The organism is Paraburkholderia phytofirmans PsJN (assembly GCF_000020125.1).
Lineage (GTDB): Bacteria > Pseudomonadota > Gammaproteobacteria > Burkholderiales > Burkholderiaceae > Paraburkholderia > Paraburkholderia phytofirmans.
This window is the reverse complement of record NC_010681.1, coordinates 852531-869076: the sequence shown is the minus strand read 5'-3', so window position 1 is coordinate 869076 and position 16546 is coordinate 852531. Positions and strand designations below refer to the sequence as shown.

At 63.4% G+C, this 16546-nt stretch carries 13 protein-coding genes; 6 read left to right on the top strand and 7 right to left on the bottom strand.

Annotation, left to right across the window (positions count from 1 at the left end; all coding sequences use genetic code 11):
* Window positions 1-53: 53 nt before the first annotated feature.
* Window positions 54-1736, bottom strand: coding sequence for an aspartate-alanine antiporter (aspT, locus tag BPHYT_RS03840; RefSeq protein ID WP_012431846.1), 1683 nt, complete (start codon window positions 1734-1736; stop codon window positions 54-56).
* Window positions 1737-2261: 525 nt separating this feature from the next.
* On the opposite strand from aspT, the gene BPHYT_RS03835 reads away from it, so the two are divergent.
* Entirely contained in the window at window positions 2262-3260 is a 999-nt protein-coding gene (locus BPHYT_RS03835; protein WP_012431845.1) for a 2-hydroxyacid dehydrogenase, read from the top strand.
* On the opposite strand, the gene BPHYT_RS03830 is transcribed toward BPHYT_RS03835, so the two are convergent.
* Window positions 3257-3871, bottom strand: a complete 615-nt coding sequence (locus BPHYT_RS03830; protein WP_012431844.1) for a plasmid fertility inhibition factor family protein — start codon at window positions 3869-3871, stop codon at window positions 3257-3259. The two genes, BPHYT_RS03835 and BPHYT_RS03830, sit on opposite strands and share 4 nt — an antisense overlap.
* Window positions 3872-3963: 92 nt before the next feature.
* Here BPHYT_RS03830 and BPHYT_RS03825 point away from each other — a divergent pair, with 92 nt between their 5' ends.
* The 3 genes from BPHYT_RS03825 to BPHYT_RS03815 all read left to right on the top strand — a co-directional run bounded on the left by BPHYT_RS03825 (window position 3964) and on the right by BPHYT_RS03815 (window position 7382).
* A complete protein-coding gene (locus BPHYT_RS03825; RefSeq protein ID WP_012431843.1) occupies window positions 3964-4788 on the top strand; it encodes a crotonase/enoyl-CoA hydratase family protein in 825 nt (274 codons plus the stop codon).
* 193 nt (window positions 4789-4981) lie between these two features.
* Window positions 4982-6148 carry an MFS transporter gene (locus tag BPHYT_RS03820; RefSeq protein WP_012431842.1) on the top strand — a complete coding sequence of 389 codons (1167 nt, stop codon included), beginning with the start codon at window positions 4982-4984 and terminating at the stop codon, window positions 6146-6148.
* Window positions 6149-6221: 73 nt separating this feature from the next.
* Window positions 6222-7382, top strand: a complete 1161-nt coding sequence (locus BPHYT_RS03815) for an MFS transporter (RefSeq protein WP_012431841.1) — start codon at window positions 6222-6224, stop codon at window positions 7380-7382.
* A 331-nt stretch (window positions 7383-7713) separates the two neighbouring features.
* Here BPHYT_RS03815 and BPHYT_RS03810 read toward each other — a convergent pair whose 3' ends face one another.
* The 4 genes from BPHYT_RS03810 to BPHYT_RS03795 form a co-directional block, all read right to left on the bottom strand.
* Complete coding sequence (locus BPHYT_RS03810; RefSeq protein WP_407669186.1) at window positions 7714-8985, bottom strand: IS256 family transposase; 1272 nt, start codon at window positions 8983-8985, stop codon at window positions 7714-7716.
* A 79-nt stretch (window positions 8986-9064) separates the two neighbouring features.
* A complete protein-coding gene (gene fahA / locus BPHYT_RS03805) occupies window positions 9065-10375 on the bottom strand; it encodes a fumarylacetoacetase (protein WP_012431839.1) in 1311 nt (436 codons plus the stop codon).
* Complete coding sequence (gene hmgA, locus BPHYT_RS03800; RefSeq protein ID WP_012431838.1) at window positions 10372-11718, bottom strand: homogentisate 1,2-dioxygenase; 1347 nt, start codon at window positions 11716-11718, stop codon at window positions 10372-10374. Before hmgA ends, fahA begins: the two co-directional genes overlap by 4 nt.
* A gap of 34 nt (window positions 11719-11752) precedes the next feature.
* Window positions 11753-13117 (bottom strand): MFS transporter, encoded by a 1365-nt coding sequence (locus BPHYT_RS03795; protein WP_012431837.1) that lies wholly within the window; start codon window positions 13115-13117, stop codon window positions 11753-11755.
* Between the two features lie 326 nt (window positions 13118-13443).
* On the opposite strand from BPHYT_RS03795, the gene BPHYT_RS03790 reads away from it, so the two are divergent.
* Window positions 13444-14277, top strand: coding sequence for an EAL domain-containing protein (locus BPHYT_RS03790; RefSeq protein WP_041758746.1), 834 nt, complete (start codon window positions 13444-13446; stop codon window positions 14275-14277).
* A 44-nt stretch (window positions 14278-14321) separates the two neighbouring features.
* Here the strand turns inward: BPHYT_RS03790 and BPHYT_RS03785 are convergent, their stop codons facing one another.
* Window positions 14322-15107, bottom strand: coding sequence for an IclR family transcriptional regulator (locus tag BPHYT_RS03785; RefSeq protein ID WP_012431835.1), 786 nt, complete (start codon window positions 15105-15107; stop codon window positions 14322-14324).
* A 104-nt stretch (window positions 15108-15211) separates the two neighbouring features.
* On the opposite strand from BPHYT_RS03785, the gene BPHYT_RS03780 reads away from it, so the two are divergent.
* A complete protein-coding gene (locus BPHYT_RS03780) occupies window positions 15212-16402 on the top strand; it encodes an acyl-CoA dehydrogenase (protein WP_012431834.1) in 1191 nt (396 codons plus the stop codon).
* Window positions 16403-16546: the final 144 nt, after the last annotated feature.

Sequence of the window (16546 nt, the reverse complement as noted above, 5' to 3'; positions counted from 1 at the left end):
CGCTGTGCACACGGAGCGCCATCGTGTCGCGCACGTCCGGCACATCTGCCCGCCTAGTGGAATTTCCCGGCGAGGCCGACCACTACCGGCCCCATCAGCGGCAACAGAATGTTCGAGAGTGCATACGTGATCGTGTAGCCGATCACCGGTGTGGAATTTCCCGTCACGCCGACGAGTGCGCTGATCGCCGGCGTGCTGCATTGCTGGCCGGCAATCGCGCCGAGCAGCATGGGCGCCTCGAGCTTGAGGAACATGCGGCCGATCCATAACGACAGCAGTCCGGGCACGAGCACCATCAGAATTCCGGCCACCGGCAACGCGAGACCGTATTCACGCACCAGCTTGATGGCGTCCGGTCCCGCCGACAGCCCCACTGCCGCGATAAATGTGGCAAGACCGAAGTCCTTGAGGATTTGCGCGGCCGCCGAAGGCAGCGAACCGATCAGCGGATACCGCGAGCGGATCCAGCCGAACATCAGTCCCGACAGCAAACAACCGCCGCCGGTACCGAGCGCGACCGACACGCCGCCCACCCGTCCGCCGAGATGGCCGATCGCCATACCGACCAGCACGCCCAGAGCCAGATAGACGAAGTCGGTTTTCTGCGTCGCGACGAGTATGTAGCCCAAACGCTTCGCGCCGCGTTCGACATCGGCCTTTGCGCCCACTAGCGTCAATACGTCGCCACGATTCAGTTCGGTGCCGGGCAGCGCCGGCACCGTGGTTTCGAGCCGCGTAACCGCCGCGATGTAGACGCCGCGGCCGTTTTCCGGCGTCGCCTGTTCGCGCACCTGCGCGATGGTCCGGCCGTGCAGATCGCGGCGCGTCAGCACGGCATCGACCTTTTCGGCGATCACGAGGCCGAAGTCCGCGCCGCTCACTTCGTCGCCGAGACTGGACGCGGCCGCCACGATCGCTTCACGCCGCCCCGCCAGCAGAACGACGTCGTTGGGCGCGAGCGTCAGTTGCGGTTCGGCCGGCACGTTCGCGCCGTTGCGCCGCACGCGCTCGACCGTCAGGTTGAAGCCGTACTGCTGTTCGAACGCCTGGATCGTCGCGCCGGCCGCCGCGCCGACAAAAAACGCCCGCCCCACCAGCGCCGGCGCAGCCGCGCGCTGGCCCTCGCCGAACGAGCCTTCGCCGCCGAGCTTGCGCCACACGCGCTCGGCTTCCTCGCGCAGATTGACGCGCAACAGCAGCGGCGCGAACTGGCTCGTAAAGAGCACGATGGTGATCAGGCCGAACAGGTAGCTCACGCTATACGCGGTCACGATATTGGCCTGCAGCCGGACCGTTTCCGCGTCGCCGAAGCCGAGCTTGGCAATCGCCTCGGACGCCGTGCCGATCACGGCCGATTCCGTTGCGGCGCCGGCCAGCAAACCGGCCGCGGTGCCGGCATCGAGCCGCATGACGGTCACCGCGATCATGATCAGCGCCAGCACCGACACGATCTCGACCACCGACAGCAGCCCATAACGCCAGCCGCGGCCGATGTTGGCGAAGAACTGCGGCCCGCCGGTAAAACCCAACGCGAAGATGAACAGCGCGAAAGCGATGTTCTTCAGATCGGGGGCGATGCGCGCACCCGTCTGGCCCAGCAATAACGCGACGATCAACGTGCCGCACACGCCGCCGAGCTGAATCGGACCGATGCGGAACGAACCAATGAAATATCCAATTGCAAGGCTTGCGAACAGCGCGATCTCCGGTTGAGACGTCAGCAATTCACCGATCATGTTGGCTCGCCGATTGACGGGTTTATTAGCAGGAGACTGAATAACCATTCGAAAAATTCGAATAGATTAATTCGTCGCAGTATGACGCACGCTTTACTCAACCCGCATCACGAATGAGTGAAATTTAATTTATGGCAATGAAATGACGCGAAATGCGCCCGAGCTGATTTGCCGCACTGCAGCGGCACGCATTGAAACAGTCTTCCGATAGCTCGACAGTCACTCTTTCCTCGCGAAGTCGCCTTGCGCCTTGAAAAAGACATCGTCTGCTGATGGTCAATTTAAAACAGCATGAGCGAACATGCTTTTTTGGAACTGCGTTTTTTAATGAATATTGTAATTTTGTGTGGCTGTCAATATTATTTTTAACTCGCGTTTCGCTTGACTTCGCAAAACAATGATTTTTAGCAAAGGCGAATGGATTGGCAATGCAGTGCGTGCGCGAGGCTAACCTATACTGGATCGCTCACTGCCGCGTCATGAGTCCGTTTCTTTAGCGCCGGCATGCATTCTTCGGAGCCCGACATGCGCATGATCCTGTTCAGCAGCCGCCAATACGACCGTGACACATTCACCGAAGCCAATGCCACGCATCGCTATGAGTTGCACTGCCAGGAGTCGCACCTCGACAGCGAGACGGCCATTCTCGCGCAGGGCTACGACGTGGTGTGTCCGTTCGTCAACGACAACGTCGACGCGGCGGTCCTTGCGCGGCTTCATGCCGGCGGCACGCGCATGATCGCGCTGCGCTCGGCGGGTTTCAATCACGTCGACCTCGCCGCGGCTGAGCGCCTCGGCATCACGGTCGCGCGGGTGCCGGCCTATTCGCCGCACGCGGTGGCCGAACATGCGGTCGGCTTGATTCTGGCGCTGAATCGGCGGTTGCCGCGCGCTGTCGCACGTACGCGCGAAGGCGACTTTTCGCTGCACGGTCTGCTCGGTTTCGATCTGCATGGCAAGACCGTGGGCGTGATCGGCACCGGCATGATCGGCCGCGTATTCGGGCGCATCATGGCGGGCTTTGGCATGCAGGTGCTCGCGTACGATCCGGGCAAGCCCGCCGCCGATCTGCTCGCGCTCGGCGCCCGCTACGTGCCGCTCGACGCGCTGCTCGCCGAGTCCGACGTGGTCAGCCTGCATTGTCCGCTGGTGCCCGACACGTACCATCTCATCAACGGCCCCGCGCTCGCCAAGATGAAGCGCGGCGCGATGCTGATCAATACGGGCCGTGGCGGCCTAGTCGAAAGCAATGCGCTGATCGGCGCCCTGAAGGACGGCCAGCTCGGCCATCTTGGGCTAGACGTGTACGAGGAAGAAAGTGGCCTGTTCTTCGAGGATCACTCGAACTTGCCTTTGCAGGACGATGTGCTCGCGCGTCTGTTGATGTTCCCGAACGTGATCGTCACCGCGCATCAGGCGTTCTTCACGCGCGAGGCGATGAACGAGATCGCCCAGACCACGCTCGATAACGTCGCGGCCTGGCAAGCCGGCACGCCGCGCAATGTGGTGCGCGCGCCCGCCTAGACGCCGCCGGTGTTCAGCGGCGTCGCGCGGATCACGGTGCGCGCGTCGTCCGCGGCGCCGCAGAGTTCGCGCAGCAAGGTCGCCTCACGTTCGTGTACTTCCACCGGAAACCAGCGCGCGCCCGCATCGGCCAGATAGCGCGCACGATGCTGGCCGTTGCGAAACGCCACCACGCCTTCGCGCTCCAGTCCGAACCAACCCAGCAGACCCGGCGCACGACGCGTCGAGATGGTCACGTACGGCATCTGCGGAATACGCGGATTCTCCGGATCGAGAAACTCGCGAATGCCGCGCGCCTTGCCCGAATGCCATTCGGCGACCGGCTTGAGCACGTAATCGGTGTTGTCGCGATCGGCGCACGCGAGCAGCTTGCGTACGTCGACGAGCACGACCTGATGGCGCGTGCCGTCCGTGACGAAGACGCGTTTCAGGCGCACATGGTCGTACCATGGATGCTCTTGCAGAGGCACGGTCCAGACCGTTTCGGCACAAGCCGGCGCGGCGGCTGACGATGAATTGGACAAGGGCAAAGGCAGGCTCGATAAGCTGGCGAAAAGACGCCAGCGTGTTAGGAGAGCGCTTACGCTACGAGCCGATTGTGTAAGAAGCATGACAGACCACGGTATTAATTACTCTGCATGAGCACACTGCTCACAACCCCGCAATAAGCGGGCAGACGCTGATGACTTCTACGGTGACAACGATGATAACCACGCAAAATTTCAACGACCACGTGCGCATCGAAGCTAACCAGGATATCGGCGTGGCCACGATCGTCCTTGAGCGTCCCGCGCGTCGAAATGCGGTGGATCGTCCTGTCGCCGAGGCGCTCAGCGCCGCGTTCGCCCGCTTCGAGGCGGAGCCGGCCTGGCGCGCGGCGGTGCTGTTCGGCGCGGGCGGCACCTTTTGCGCCGGCGCGGACCTGACTGCTCTCGCCGACGACACCCGCCGCAACGAACTGCACGCGGACGGCAGTGGCCCCGGTCCGATGGGACCGACACGCATGAGCTTCAGCAAACCGGTGATTGCCGGGATTGCGGGCTATGCGGTGGCGGGCGGGCTGGAACTGGCGGCGCTGTGCGATCTTCGAGTCGTCGAAGAGGACGCGGTGCTGGGCGTGTTCTGTCGACGCGTCGGCATTCCGCTGATCGACGGCGGCACGATCCGCTTGCCGCGCCTGATCGGACTGTCTCGCGCGCTGGACCTGATCCTGACCGGCCGTGCGGTGAGTGCGGAGGAAGCGCTCAGCTTCGGTCTTGCCAATCGTGTCGTACCGAAAGGCACGGCACGCGCGGCGGCCGAGCAATTGGCCGCCGAACTGGCCGCCTTTCCGCAGGCCGCACTGCTCGCCGATCGTCGTTCGGTGCTGGAAAACAGCATGCTCGACGATCTCGCCGAAGCGTTGCGCCGTGAAGGCGCCGGCGGCTATCAAGCGGTTTTCGACGAGGGCGTGGCGGGCGCGGCACACTTCGCGCGTGGCGCCGGCCGGCACGGCAGTTCGCTCGGTCCCAATGACGGCGGCCGCTAAATACGCAGCGCGGCTCGCGGTCGACAGCGGTTTTCAGCAAAAAACAACATCCGTGTCGACGGTCAGCAAGCCCGTTTTGACTTAGGTAGAATCCCCTACTGCTTTACCCCCTGCACGGCGCACGCGTTTTCGCCCCGAAAGCGCGCGCCGGCCGCGCGACGCCTCCCGTCGCGCCGATTCACGCTCCTTCGCCATGCCTTTACCCCTGCTTGCTCTTGCCGTCGCCGCGTTTGGAATCGGTACCACCGAATTCGTGATCATGGGGCTGCTGCCCGATGTCGCGCGCGACCTGTCCGTGTCGATCCCGGCGGCCGGCATGCTGGTGTCGGCGTATGCGCTCGGCGTCACCATCGGCGCGCCGATCGTCGCGATCGCCGTCGCCAACATGCCGCGTAAAAAGGCGCTGATGAGCCTGATCGGCGTGTTCATCGTCGGCAATCTGCTGTGCGCGGTTGCGCCGGGCTACGCGGTGCTGATGGCCGCGCGCATCGTGACGGCGTTCTGCCATGGCGCGTTCTTCGGCATCGGCTCGGTGGTGGCTGCGGGCCTCGTCGCGCCGAACCGCCGCGCGCAAGCCATCGCGTTGATGTTTACGGGCCTCACGCTCGCCAACGTGCTCGGCGTGCCGCTCGGCACCGCGCTCGGCCAGGCGGTCGGCTGGCGCGCCACGTTCTGGGCGGTGACGGGCATCGGCGTCGTCGCGGCGGCCGCGCTCGCCGTGTGCCTGCCGGCGAAGATCGAAATGCAGAAAGCGAGCCTCGTGCGCGAATTCAGCGTGTTGAAGAACCCGCAAGTGCTGATGGTGCTCGGCATCAGCGTGCTGGCGTCGGCTAGCCTCTTTTCCACCTTCACCTACATCACGCCGATTCTTGAAGACGTGACCGGCTTCACGCCGCACGCCGTCACGCTCGTGTTGCTGCTGTTCGGCCTCGGCCTGACGGTGGGCAGCACGCTCGGCGGCAAGCTCGCGGACTGGCGGCTGATGCCCTCGCTGGTGGCGTTCCTGCTGGCGATCGTCGTGATCCTGACTATTTTTGCCGGCACCATGCATGCTGAGATCCCGGCGATGATCACGATTTTCGTGTGGGGCATTCTGGCCTTCGCGATCGTGCCGCCGCTGCAAATGCTGATCGTCGACCGCGCGAGCCATGCGCCGAATCTGGCCTCGACCTTGAATCAGGGCGCCTTCAACCTCGGCAATGCGACGGGCGCCTGGCTCGGCGGCATGGCGATCGGCGCGGGCGCACCGCTCACGACGCTGCCGTGGGTGGGCGTGGCGACGTCGATCGGCGCGCTGGTGCTGACGCTGTGGTCGGTGTCGATCGACCGGCGTGCGCAACGCATGGCGATGGTGGGTTAAGCGCTCCTTTTCGCGGTCCTCTCAAACCGCACGCAGGTGCGGTCGACTCACGGCCGTAGTAGCATCTCGGCCGATGAAAGTCATCTTCACTCGCGATTTCCTCGCTTTGATCCTGAGCGTCGCCGTCGTCGGACTCGGCAGCGGCGCGACACTTCCCCTCACCGCCCTCGCGCTCACGCAAGCCGGTTACGGCACCGACGTCGTCGGCCTGCTGACCGCCGCGCAAGCGGGTGGCGGGCTCGTCATCGTGCCGCTCGCGGGATGGATTACCGCGCGTTTCGGCGGCCGCCAGGTGATCGTCGGCGCGGTGCTGGTAGTGGCGTTCGCCACCGCGCTGATGCAGCTCACCTCGAACCTGTGGCTGTGGGCCGTGCTGCGCGTGCTGTGCGGCGCCGCGCTGATGCTCCTCTTCACGATCGGCGAAGCCTGGGTCAACCAGTTGGCCGACGACGCCACGCGCGGCCGCGTCATCGCTATTTACGCGACCAACTTCACGCTGTTCCAGATGGCCGGTCCGGTGCTGGTGAGTCAGATTGCCGGCTTCGCGCAATGGCGCTTCCTGATTTGCGGCGCGATCTTCCTGCTGGCCCTGCCGATGCTCGCCACGATCCGCAAGACCCCGCAAGCATCCGAGGATGAGCACTCGGCGCACGGCAGTTGGCGTCGTGTTTTACCGCAGATGCCCGCGCTCGTGATCGGCACCGGCTTCTTCGCGTTGTTCGACACGATCGCGCTTTCGCTGCTGCCGCTCTTCGCCATGTCGCACGGCATGACGAGCGAGGTGGCCGTGCTGTTCGCGTCGGCGTTGTTGCTCGGCGATACGACGATGCAATTTCCGATTGGCTGGCTCGCCGACCGGCTTGGACGGGAGCGCGTGCATATCGGTTGCGGTGTGGTCGTCGTGGCGCTGTTGCCCTTGCTGCCGTGGGCGATCGCCTCGCCGTGGCTGTGCTGGCCGCTGCTATACGTGCTTGGCGCGGCAGCCGGTGCGATTTATACGCTGTCGCTGGTTGCCTGCGGCGAACGCTTTCGCGGTGTCGCACTGGTGTCCGCGAGTTCGCTGGTGGGCGCCTCGTGGAGCGCGGCGAGTTTCGGCGGCCCGCTGGTGGCTGGGGCGTTGATGAAGGGCGTCGGGAACGACGCGATGGTCGGCGTGCTGCTCGTAGCTGCGTTGGCGTTTCTGGCGGCGGTTTGGTGGGAAAGACGGCGCGCGCCCGTGCGAGTCGCGGGTTGATCGGCTGATCTTCATGCAGCACTGCGGCGTCGGCAGCGATGCGATCGCCGATCTGCCGCTCTCCGCTGCTTTGGCGTTTTTCGCGGCGGCTTTGAGAGAGGCGGCGGGTGCGGATCGCGAGGTGGGATCGCGGGTCACAGTTTGCGGCACGCAGTCGGCGGTTCGCTGATCGCCGATCGCCGATCGATCAACAGTCTCTGGCGCAGCGCAAGATGATGCGCGAACAACAAAACGGGGAAGCCACTGATCGCGGCTTCCCCGTTTTTTGTCATGCACGCTGCGAGCGCCTCGGAACCTGTCCGCATTTTTGTGTGCGAGGCGGTTAGCGGATTTAGCCGCGTGCGTTGGTGAAGCGCTCGCCAAACAGGATGGCAAACTGGTTCATGGCTGATTTCCAGTCGAAGGTGGTGCGTACGGACTTTGCCAGCACGTTGCGAAGCGCCAGCCACAGCAGCTTGATGGCCGCCTCGTCATTCGGGAAGTGACCACGGGTCTTGATGATCTTGCGCAGTTGCATGTTCAGACTCTCAATGGCATTTGTGGTGTAAATGACCCGGCGTATCTCCGGCGGAAACACAAAAAATGGCGTGACGTTTTCCCACGCCCGCCGCCAGGATTGCACGATAGTCGGATACTTCGTTCCCCATTGTCCTTCGGCAAAGGCCTCCAGCGCCTGCCGCGCGGCCAGCTCGTTCACAGCGGTATAGATGGGCCTGAGCGCGGCAGCGACGGCCTTGCGATCCTTGTAGCTCGCGTACTCCAGGCTATTGCGCATCAGGTGCACGATGCAGGTCTGCACGGCCGTACGCGGGTACGCCGTGCCGATCGCTTCGGCCAGTCCCTTCAGGCCGTCGACCACGGCGATCAGGATGTCCTGGCAGCCGCGCGTTTTGAGCTCGTTGAACACCTTGAGCCAGAACTTTGCGCCCTCGGTCTGTTCGATCCACAGGCCGAGCACGTCGCGCTGGCCGTCAGCCTGGATACCCAGCGCCAGATAGACGGCCTTGTTGCTGACCACGCCCTCGTCACGGATCTTCACGCGCAGCGCATCGAAGAACACGACCGGGTACATCGGCTCGAGCGGACGGTTCTGCCAGGCGAGCGTTTCGGCCATCACCTCGTCGGTAACCGAGCTGATGAAATCGGGCGAAACCTCGGTGCCATAGGTTTCGGCCAGAAACGCCTGGATCTCGCGCACACTCATGCCGCGCGCGTACATGGCGATGATGCGCTCATCGAAACCGGTGAAACGGCGCTCGTGTCTGGGGATCAGGATGGGCTCGAAACTGCCGTCACGATCGCGCGGCAGATCGACCCGCAGCGGGCCATAATCGGTGAGGAGCGTCTTGCCGCTGGCACCGTTACGTTCGTTGCCCTGGCCGTCGGGTTTGGGCTGACCCGCCGGGTAGCCCAGATGCATCTTCATCTCGGCGCCCATCGCGCGCTCGATGAGTGCCTTGTTGAATGCCAGCATCAGGTCCTGAACCTCGTTGGGCGTCATCGGGCCTTTGACCAGGTCATCAAGCAGACCTTCCGGCAGGGCAGGCAGCGGCCCTCGGGCCGCTGCCTGAGAAGCGACGGTGCGTTTCTTCTTCATCGGCATATCCATGACTTTTACCTCTCATGATATCCCTCGCCCACAAAATTACGGATAGGTCCGCGCCTCGCCCGCTATGAAGGCGTCACTTCAACGCCGGCAAAATCTCTCCGACACACGCGCCAAAACCCACACGATAACCGTCACCCTGGCACCATCCGGCGAGCGTCAGTTCATCTCCGTCCTCAATGAAACTGCGCGTGCCGCCTTCCTGCAAATTCAACGGCTTCTTGCCGTTCCACGTCATTTCCAGCAGGCTGCCGAACGAATCTTCCGTCGGTCCGCTGATCGTGCCCGAGCCCATCAGATCGCCCACGCGCGTATTGCAGCCCGATACCGTGTGATGCGCGAGTTGCTGGGCCATCGTCCAGTACATATGCTTGAAGTTGGTCCGCGAAATCGTGCTCGCCTCTTTCGCCTGCTGCGGGCGCAGCCTCACTTCCAGCGTGATATCGAACGCATGCTCGCCCTCATGACGCAGGTACGCGAGCGGCTGCAATTCCTGCGCCGGTTGCGCGACGCGGAACGGTTCGAGTGCGTCGAGCGTCACGATCCACGGCGAGATCGTCGTGGCGAAACCTTTGGAATTGAACGGACCGAGTGGCACGTATTCCCATTGCTGAATATCGCGCGCGCTCCAGTCGTTCAGCAGCACCATGCCGAAGATATGCGCTTCCGCATCCGCGCACGCAACCGGCTCGCCCAAGGCATTGCCCGCGCCGATCACGAAGCCCGTTTCCAGTTCGATATCCAGCTTGCGGCACGCGCCGAACACCGGACGATCCTGATCCGGCAGTTTCAACTGCCCATTAGGACGACGCACCGGCGTGCCGCTCACCACTACCGACGACGCCCGCCCGTTGTACCCGATCGGCATCTCCGACCAGTTCGGCAGCAGCGCATTCTTTGGATCGCGGAACATGGAGCCGACGTTCGTCGCGTGCTCCTTCGACGAATAGAAATCGGTGTAGCCAGGAATCTGCACCGGCAGATGCAATTGCGCATCGGCCTGGCGGATCAGCGCGCGGCCGCGGAGTTCGGCGTCGTCGCGCAACGTCGCGTTATCGCGTGACAGCAGCTTGCTCAACTGAATGCGCACGCCGCGCCAGGCGTCACGACCGAGTGCGATGAAATCGTTCAACGCGTCGCGCACGAACACGCTGTTGCCCGCAGCCGACGAAGGCACGCTCAGCAGACCCGCGCTTTCAAGCGCGGCCAGATCTACGATGCCGTCGCCGATCGCGACGCCCACGCGGCGAGTCGCATTCAGGTGGTCGCTAAACACGCCGAACGGCAGATTCTGAATCGAAAAATCGTTGGTCGAATCGTTGGCAGACTCGACCCAACTCTTGCGCGACGGATCGAGCGTCGCCTGAAGATCGCTCAATGCGTTCATCGTTGCTCCGGGTTGAAGTGTTTCGTGAGACCTTGCCAGCACTCGTAGTAATGCGCCTGCAATTGCGCCGTTTCGAGCGCGAAGCGGGTCGGCTTGATCAGCGTGCGGGTTTCGAACATGAAGGCCATCGTGTCGCCGACTTTCTTCGGCGTCGACGTATCGCTGTGCGAGGCTTTCTCGAACGTCTCCGCATCGGGACCATGACCCGACATGCAGTTATGCAACGACGCGCCGCCCGGCACGAAACCTTCGGCCTTGGCGTCGTAGACGCCGTGCACGAGGCCCATGAACTCGCTTGCCACATTGCGATGGAACCAGGGCGGACGGAACGTATCTTCGGCGGCGAGCCAGCGCGGCGGGAAGATCACGAAGTCGATGCTATCGACACCCGGCGTGTCGGTTTGCGATTGCAGCACGAGAAAGATCGACGGATCCGGATGGTCGAAGCTGATCGAGCCGATCGTGTTGAAGCGGCGCAGATCGTACTTGTAGGGCGCGTAATTGCCGTGCCACGCGACCACGTCGAGCGGCGAATGGCCGATGTCCGCGCGCCACAGGTTGCCGTTCATCTTGGCGACGAGTTCGAAATCGCCTTCACGGTCTTCGTAGGCCGCGTGCGGCGTGAGGAAATCACGCGGATTGGCGAGGCCGTTTGAGCCGATCGGACCAAGATCCGGTAAACGCAGCAACGCCCCGAAGTTCTCGCAGATGTAGCCGCGCGCCACGCCGTCCGGCAGACTCACCGCGAAACGCACGCCGCGCGGAATCACCGCGATTTCGAAGGGCCCGACGTCGAGCTTGCCGAACTCGGTGGCGATGTGCAGGCGTCCTTCCTGCGGCACGATCAGCAATTCGCCGTCGGCGGTGTAGAAGAAGCGGTCCTGCATCGAGCGGTTCGCCGCGTACACGTGAATCGCGCAGCCGGTCATCGACTCGGCCGCGCCGTTGCCCGCCATCGTCACCCAGCCGTCGATGAAGTCGGTTGGCTCGGCCGGCATCGGCAATGCGTCCCAGCGCAACTGGTTGGGCGGCGTCGGCGGCACCTCGGCGAAGTTGGCGACGAGCCGCTCCGAGGGCAGTGGCGTGAACGGCATATGCACTGCCGCCGGCCGAATCCGGTACAGCCACGAGCGGCGATTATGGCCGCGCGGCGCAGTGAACGCCGTGCCCGACAGTTGTTCGGCGTACAGACCATAAGCCGCGCGCTGCGGCGAGTTGCGGCCTTGTGGCAACGCGCCCGGCAAGGCCTCGGTGGCGAATTCGTTCGCGAAGCCCGACTGATAGCCGGGCTCGATTTCGAGCCGCGAGCGGCCGTTGTGCGGCGTACGGGTTGGGGTATCCATGCTAGGTTCTCCGTTGATACTCGATTTCGTCATTTCATGCGGTCCGCGGCTCCGGCGACTGGCCGCGTTGGCGCGTCGCGGCGGCCAGCGCGATCACCAGCAGCGCGGAGCACAGCACCGGCAGGGCGGCCGCATGAAACAGCGCGGCGTTCGACCAGTTCAGCGCGATCAACTGGCCGCCGATCAGCGGCCCGATCACCGAGCCGATCCGGCCGATGCCGAGGCTCCAGCCAATGCCCGTCGAGCGCAGCGTGGTCGGATAAAAATGGCCGGCCAGCGCGTTGACCGCCGGCTGTCCGCCGACCACGCAGAAGCCGCCCGCGAACACCACGAGCAGCAGCCAGGGCAACGCATGCGCCACCGTGCCGATCGTGCCGACCGCCAGCGCCGCGCCCGCGAAACACACGAACAGCACGCGCACAAAACCAAAACGTTCGATGAACCAGCCGAGCAGCAAGGTGCCGACCACGCCGCCCGTCTGCAACACCGTGCCGACGATCACCGCCGTGCTCGGCGAATAGCCGGCGTCGCGCATCACCGTGGGCAGCCAGTTCGACAGGAAGTACAGATCGATCAGGTTCATGAAACTGATCGCCCACAAAATCAAGGTTACCGGACCGCGCCCGGCGCGGAACAACTCGGCGACCGGCGCGCCGCCGTTGCCCTTCTCACGCACGACGAGCCGTGTGTTCGCGTCGATCGGCAGCGCCGGGTTGAACTTCGCGAGCCAGCGCAACGCGCGCTCGCTGCGGCCTTTGAGAACGAGGAATTGCAGCGACTCCGGCAACGCAACAAGCATCGCCAAAGCGAGCAGCAGCGGCACCGCGCCGCCAACCCAGAACACCGCGCGCCAGCCATAAGCCGGAATCAGCGCCGCGCTGATAAAGCCGCCGAGCGCCGCGCCCAGCGTAAAGCCGCACGACACCAGCATCATGCGCTTGACGCGATGCGCGGGGGTCGAGAATTCGCCGACCAGCGCCATCGCGTTCGGCATGATGCAGCCGAGCCCGAGACCGGTGATGAAGCGCAGCGCGATCAACGCGGGGATGGTGGTGACGAAGGGCGTGGCCAGCATCGACAGCGCGAAGAAAAACGTCGACCCGATCAGCACCGGACGGCGCCCAATGCGGTCCGCCAGCACCGACAGTCCGAGCGCGCCGAGCAGCATGCCGAACAGGCTGGCGCTGAACACCGGACCGAGTGCCGCCTTCGACACATGCCATTCGCCGATCACGCTCGGCGCAACGTAGCCCATTGCCTGCGCGTCGAAGCCGTCGATCACGAGGCACAGCCCGCACAGCACAAGCAGCAGCAACTGGAATGCCGGGTGATGCGTTTCGCCGAGCACCTGCTCGACTTCGATCACATTGGCAGCGGCCGCGGCCGGTTTCGCGCTCATTGGGTCGTCTCCTGATGCTGACTGGATGGTTTGTTCGGTGGTTGCGATGGGGCCGAACACTGCTGGAAAGCGCCTGTGATCGGCACCTAAGCTGCATGCAAGGCACAAGCTATCACGCGATGGAAGCCGCATCGCAATTTACGTATAGTAAAACGAATTACGTATAGTGAAATCAACGTAAACCCTGAAACGTCGCCTGAAAGCCCCGGACGGCCCGTCGGCACAAGCGTTGGCCGGATAACGTTATGAGCAATTTGTTCATGTGAGCGCGGTTCAGACTGCTACCATCAATGGATGCGCCTCACTACCGCCATCCATACGCCTACATGATTCCGCCGACCATCCCCAACCTCATCGCCCGCTCCGCCGATCATCCGTTTCTTTGCGAGCATCTGGTGATGGGGCAAGGCTTGCATCACGACGTCGCGTTGGCGCAATTCGACGGCTTCGAACTCGCCAGTGCCTATGAGCCGATCTTCGATATCAGCGTGCATGCGTTGGCGCAGTCGCTTTCGTCGGGGGTCGAAGGGGTGGACCGTTTCGGCGATGAACTCGGCTTCCAGGCCGTCACGCACCAGGTCGACGCGGCGCCGTTCGACGTATTCGATCCGTTCGACCGCATCGCCGACGATCAGGAACTGGTCGCGCTCGACCGCATGTCGCGTGCGCTGCATGCCATCAATTTCTTTGGCGCCCAGCGGCATGGTCTGCTATTTCTGCGCGTGCACGAGCGGCTGCTCAAGAGCGTGAAGTACGACCACGGGCGGCATTTTTCGAGCGTGCTGGTGTCGTTCGGATTGAACCCTTCGCGGGTGGTGATCGAGCTGCCCGCAGCGGCGGTCGCGCACAAGACTTTTCTCGGTTATCTGACCAAGAGCTACCAGCACTACGGCTTCAAGGTGGCGGGCAATCTGTCCAATGCAGGGCAGATTCTGTCGGTGTCGGAGACCGCGCGGCTCGACTTTCTCAAGATGGATGCAGGGACCGCTTTGCGCGATGCCACGGTTAAACCGCTAGTGGGTTATGCGGGCCGGCTGCGAATCCCGCTGATCTTCAACCGCGTGGTGGATGAAACGCAGTTCGAGGCTTTGCAGCAGTACGATGTGCGCTTCGTGCAAGGGCCGCTGTTCAATGCGCATTATCACGACCGGGCGGTTTGAGGAGCGCGTTGACCTGGTGCATTGACAAACGCGCGCCGCTCGCGTCAACCGGTATCGCCTAAACGCCGCGCAACCGCCTTCAGCCGCGGCGCGACGTTGTCACGAAACACATCCTCTCCCATCGACGACGCCGGCCCGCTGCAACTCAGCACCAGCCAGCGCCCGTCGCGCGGCTCGCGAAACGGCACGGCGACCGCGTTCACGTCGTCGTGCCACGCGCGGAACGAATAGCAGCAGCGCTGCTCGGCGAAGGCGGCGATTTCCTGCTCGGCGTCGGCGACCAGTTCGGCGCCTGCCTTGCCCGCCGCTTTTTTCAATTCCGCCAATAACGCGGCGCGCACGTCGAACGGTTGCACGGCCAGATACGCGCGGCCCATCGAACTCGTCAGCATCGACAGTTTCGAACCGGACGCCAACCCAAGCGTCAATGCGGTCTCGCTGCGGATCGTCTCCAGATAGATCATGTCGAGCCCGTCGCGGCAACCGAGCGACACTGCGGCGCCCACGTCGCGTGCGAATACGCGCATGTGCGGGCGCGCGAGTTCGAGCGTGTCCGTACCCGAAAGCAACGCGAAACCGAGCGACAACACGCCGGCGTCGAGCGCATATTTCCCCAGCGTTTCGTCGAGCCGCAGATAACCGAGCACAGTCAGCGTATAAGCAAGACGGTTGACGGTCGCCTTCGGCAAACCCGTGCGTTCGACGAAATCGCGATTGCCGAGCATCGTTTCGCCCGGCTTGAACGCGCGCAGCAAATCCAGCCCGCGTGCCAGAGCGACGACAAATTTGCGCTCGTCGAGCGGTTCGGAGGGAGTGGATGTTGGCGTCATGGGGTGATACACTCGGACGTGGTTTGCAAAACATTGTTTCGCATAGCGGAACTCAAGTCAAGCGCAAACACGTTTCCGTCAAGCAAGGAATCAGGAGATAAGCCATGGCCGAGGCCGCGCAGTTTCACTGGGAAGACCCGTTGCTGCTGGATCAGCAGCTCACCGAAGACGAACGCATGGTGCGCGACGCCGCCGCGGCTTACTCGCAAGACAAGCTGCAGCCGCGCGTGCTCGAAGCGTTCCGTCATGAAAAGACCGACATCGAGATCTTTCGCGAGATGGGCGAACTCGGCCTGCTCGGCCCGACCATTCCTGAGCAATACGGCGGCCCCGGTCTGAACTACGTGGCGTACGGCTTGATCGCGCGCGAAGTGGAGCGCGTCGATTCCGGCTACCGCTCAATGATGTCGGTGCAGTCGTCGCTGGTCATGGTGCCGATCTACGAATTCGGCTCGGAGGCGCAGAAGCAGAAGTACTTGCCGAAGCTTGCCACCGGTGAATGGATCGGTTGCTTTGGTCTGACCGAGCCGAATCACGGTTCCGATCCAGGCAGCATGGTCACGCGGGCCAAGAAAGTCGACGGTGGCTATTCGCTGTCGGGCTCGAAGATGTGGATCACCAATTCACCGATCGCCGACGTGTTCGTCGTGTGGGCGAAGCTCGAAGAAGATGGCAAGGACGCGATCCGCGGCTTCATTCTCGAGAAGGGCTGGAAAGGACTGTCGGCGCCGACCATCCACAGCAAGGTGGGTCTGCGCGCGTCGATCACCGGCGAGATCGTGCTCGACGAAGTGTTCGTGCCGGAAGAGAACCGCTTTCCGGAAGTCAGCGGTTTGCGCGGTCCGTTCACCTGTCTGAACTCGGCACGCTATGGCATTGCCTGGGGCGCGCTCGGCGCGGCGGAGTCGTGCTGGCACACCGCGCGTCAGTACGTGCTCGATCGCAAGCAGTTCGGCCGGCCGCTCGCCGCGAACCAGTTGATCCAGAAGAAGCTTGCCGACATGCAAACCGAAATCACGCTCGGCCTGCAAGGCGTGCTGCGCCTCGGCCGCATGAAGGACGAAGGCACCGCGGCCGTTGAGATCACCTCGATCATGAAGCGCAATTCATGCGGCAAGGCGTTGGACATTGCACGGCTCGCGCGCGACATGCTCGGCGGCAACGGCATCTCGGACGAGTTCGGCATCGCGCGGCATCTGGTGAATCTGGAAGTGGTGAACACCTACGAAGGTACGCACGACATCCACGCGCTGATTCTCGGGCGCGCGCAAACCGGCATTCAGGCTTTTTTCTGAAGGTTTTCTGAAGAACGGATCGCGCGGATTGCTCCGATTGCGGCAGGTTTGCGCAGCGCGATAAAAAAGCCAGTTCATTCGTGAACTGGCTTTTTTTCATCCGATCGAGAGCACCGTGGCTAACGGTGCGCTTCGCGGCGATAC

Excerpts from the sequence above, each read along its gene's own strand:
- BPHYT_RS03785 (WP_012431835.1), bottom strand. The coding sequence starts at position 15,107 with ATGACGCCAACATCCACTCCCTCCGAACCGCTCGACGAGCGCAAATTT.
- aspT (WP_012431846.1), bottom strand. The coding sequence starts at position 1,736 with ATGATCGGTGAATTGCTGACGTCTCAACCGGAGATCGCGCTGTTCGCA.
- BPHYT_RS03820 (WP_012431842.1), top strand. The coding sequence starts at position 4,982 with ATGCCTTTACCCCTGCTTGCTCTTGCCGTCGCCGCGTTTGGAATCGGT.
- hmgA (WP_012431838.1), bottom strand. The coding sequence starts at position 11,718 with ATGGATACCCCAACCCGTACGCCGCACAACGGCCGCTCGCGGCTCGAA.
- BPHYT_RS03790 (WP_041758746.1), top strand. The coding sequence starts at position 13,444 with ATGATTCCGCCGACCATCCCCAACCTCATCGCCCGCTCCGCCGATCAT.
- BPHYT_RS03795 (WP_012431837.1), bottom strand. The coding sequence starts at position 13,117 with ATGAGCGCGAAACCGGCCGCGGCCGCTGCCAATGTGATCGAAGTCGAG.
- BPHYT_RS03815 (WP_012431841.1), top strand. The coding sequence starts at position 6,222 with ATGAAAGTCATCTTCACTCGCGATTTCCTCGCTTTGATCCTGAGCGTC.
- BPHYT_RS03825 (WP_012431843.1), top strand. The coding sequence starts at position 3,964 with ATGATAACCACGCAAAATTTCAACGACCACGTGCGCATCGAAGCTAAC.
- BPHYT_RS03835 (WP_012431845.1), top strand. The coding sequence starts at position 2,262 with ATGCGCATGATCCTGTTCAGCAGCCGCCAATACGACCGTGACACATTC.
- BPHYT_RS03780 (WP_012431834.1), top strand. The coding sequence starts at position 15,212 with ATGGCCGAGGCCGCGCAGTTTCACTGGGAAGACCCGTTGCTGCTGGAT.
- BPHYT_RS03830 (WP_012431844.1), bottom strand. The coding sequence starts at position 3,871 with ATGCTTCTTACACAATCGGCTCGTAGCGTAAGCGCTCTCCTAACACGC.
- fahA (WP_012431839.1), bottom strand. The coding sequence starts at position 10,375 with ATGAACGCATTGAGCGATCTTCAGGCGACGCTCGATCCGTCGCGCAAG.
- BPHYT_RS03810 (WP_407669186.1), bottom strand. The coding sequence starts at position 8,985 with ATGCCGATGAAGAAGAAACGCACCGTCGCTTCTCAGGCAGCGGCCCGA.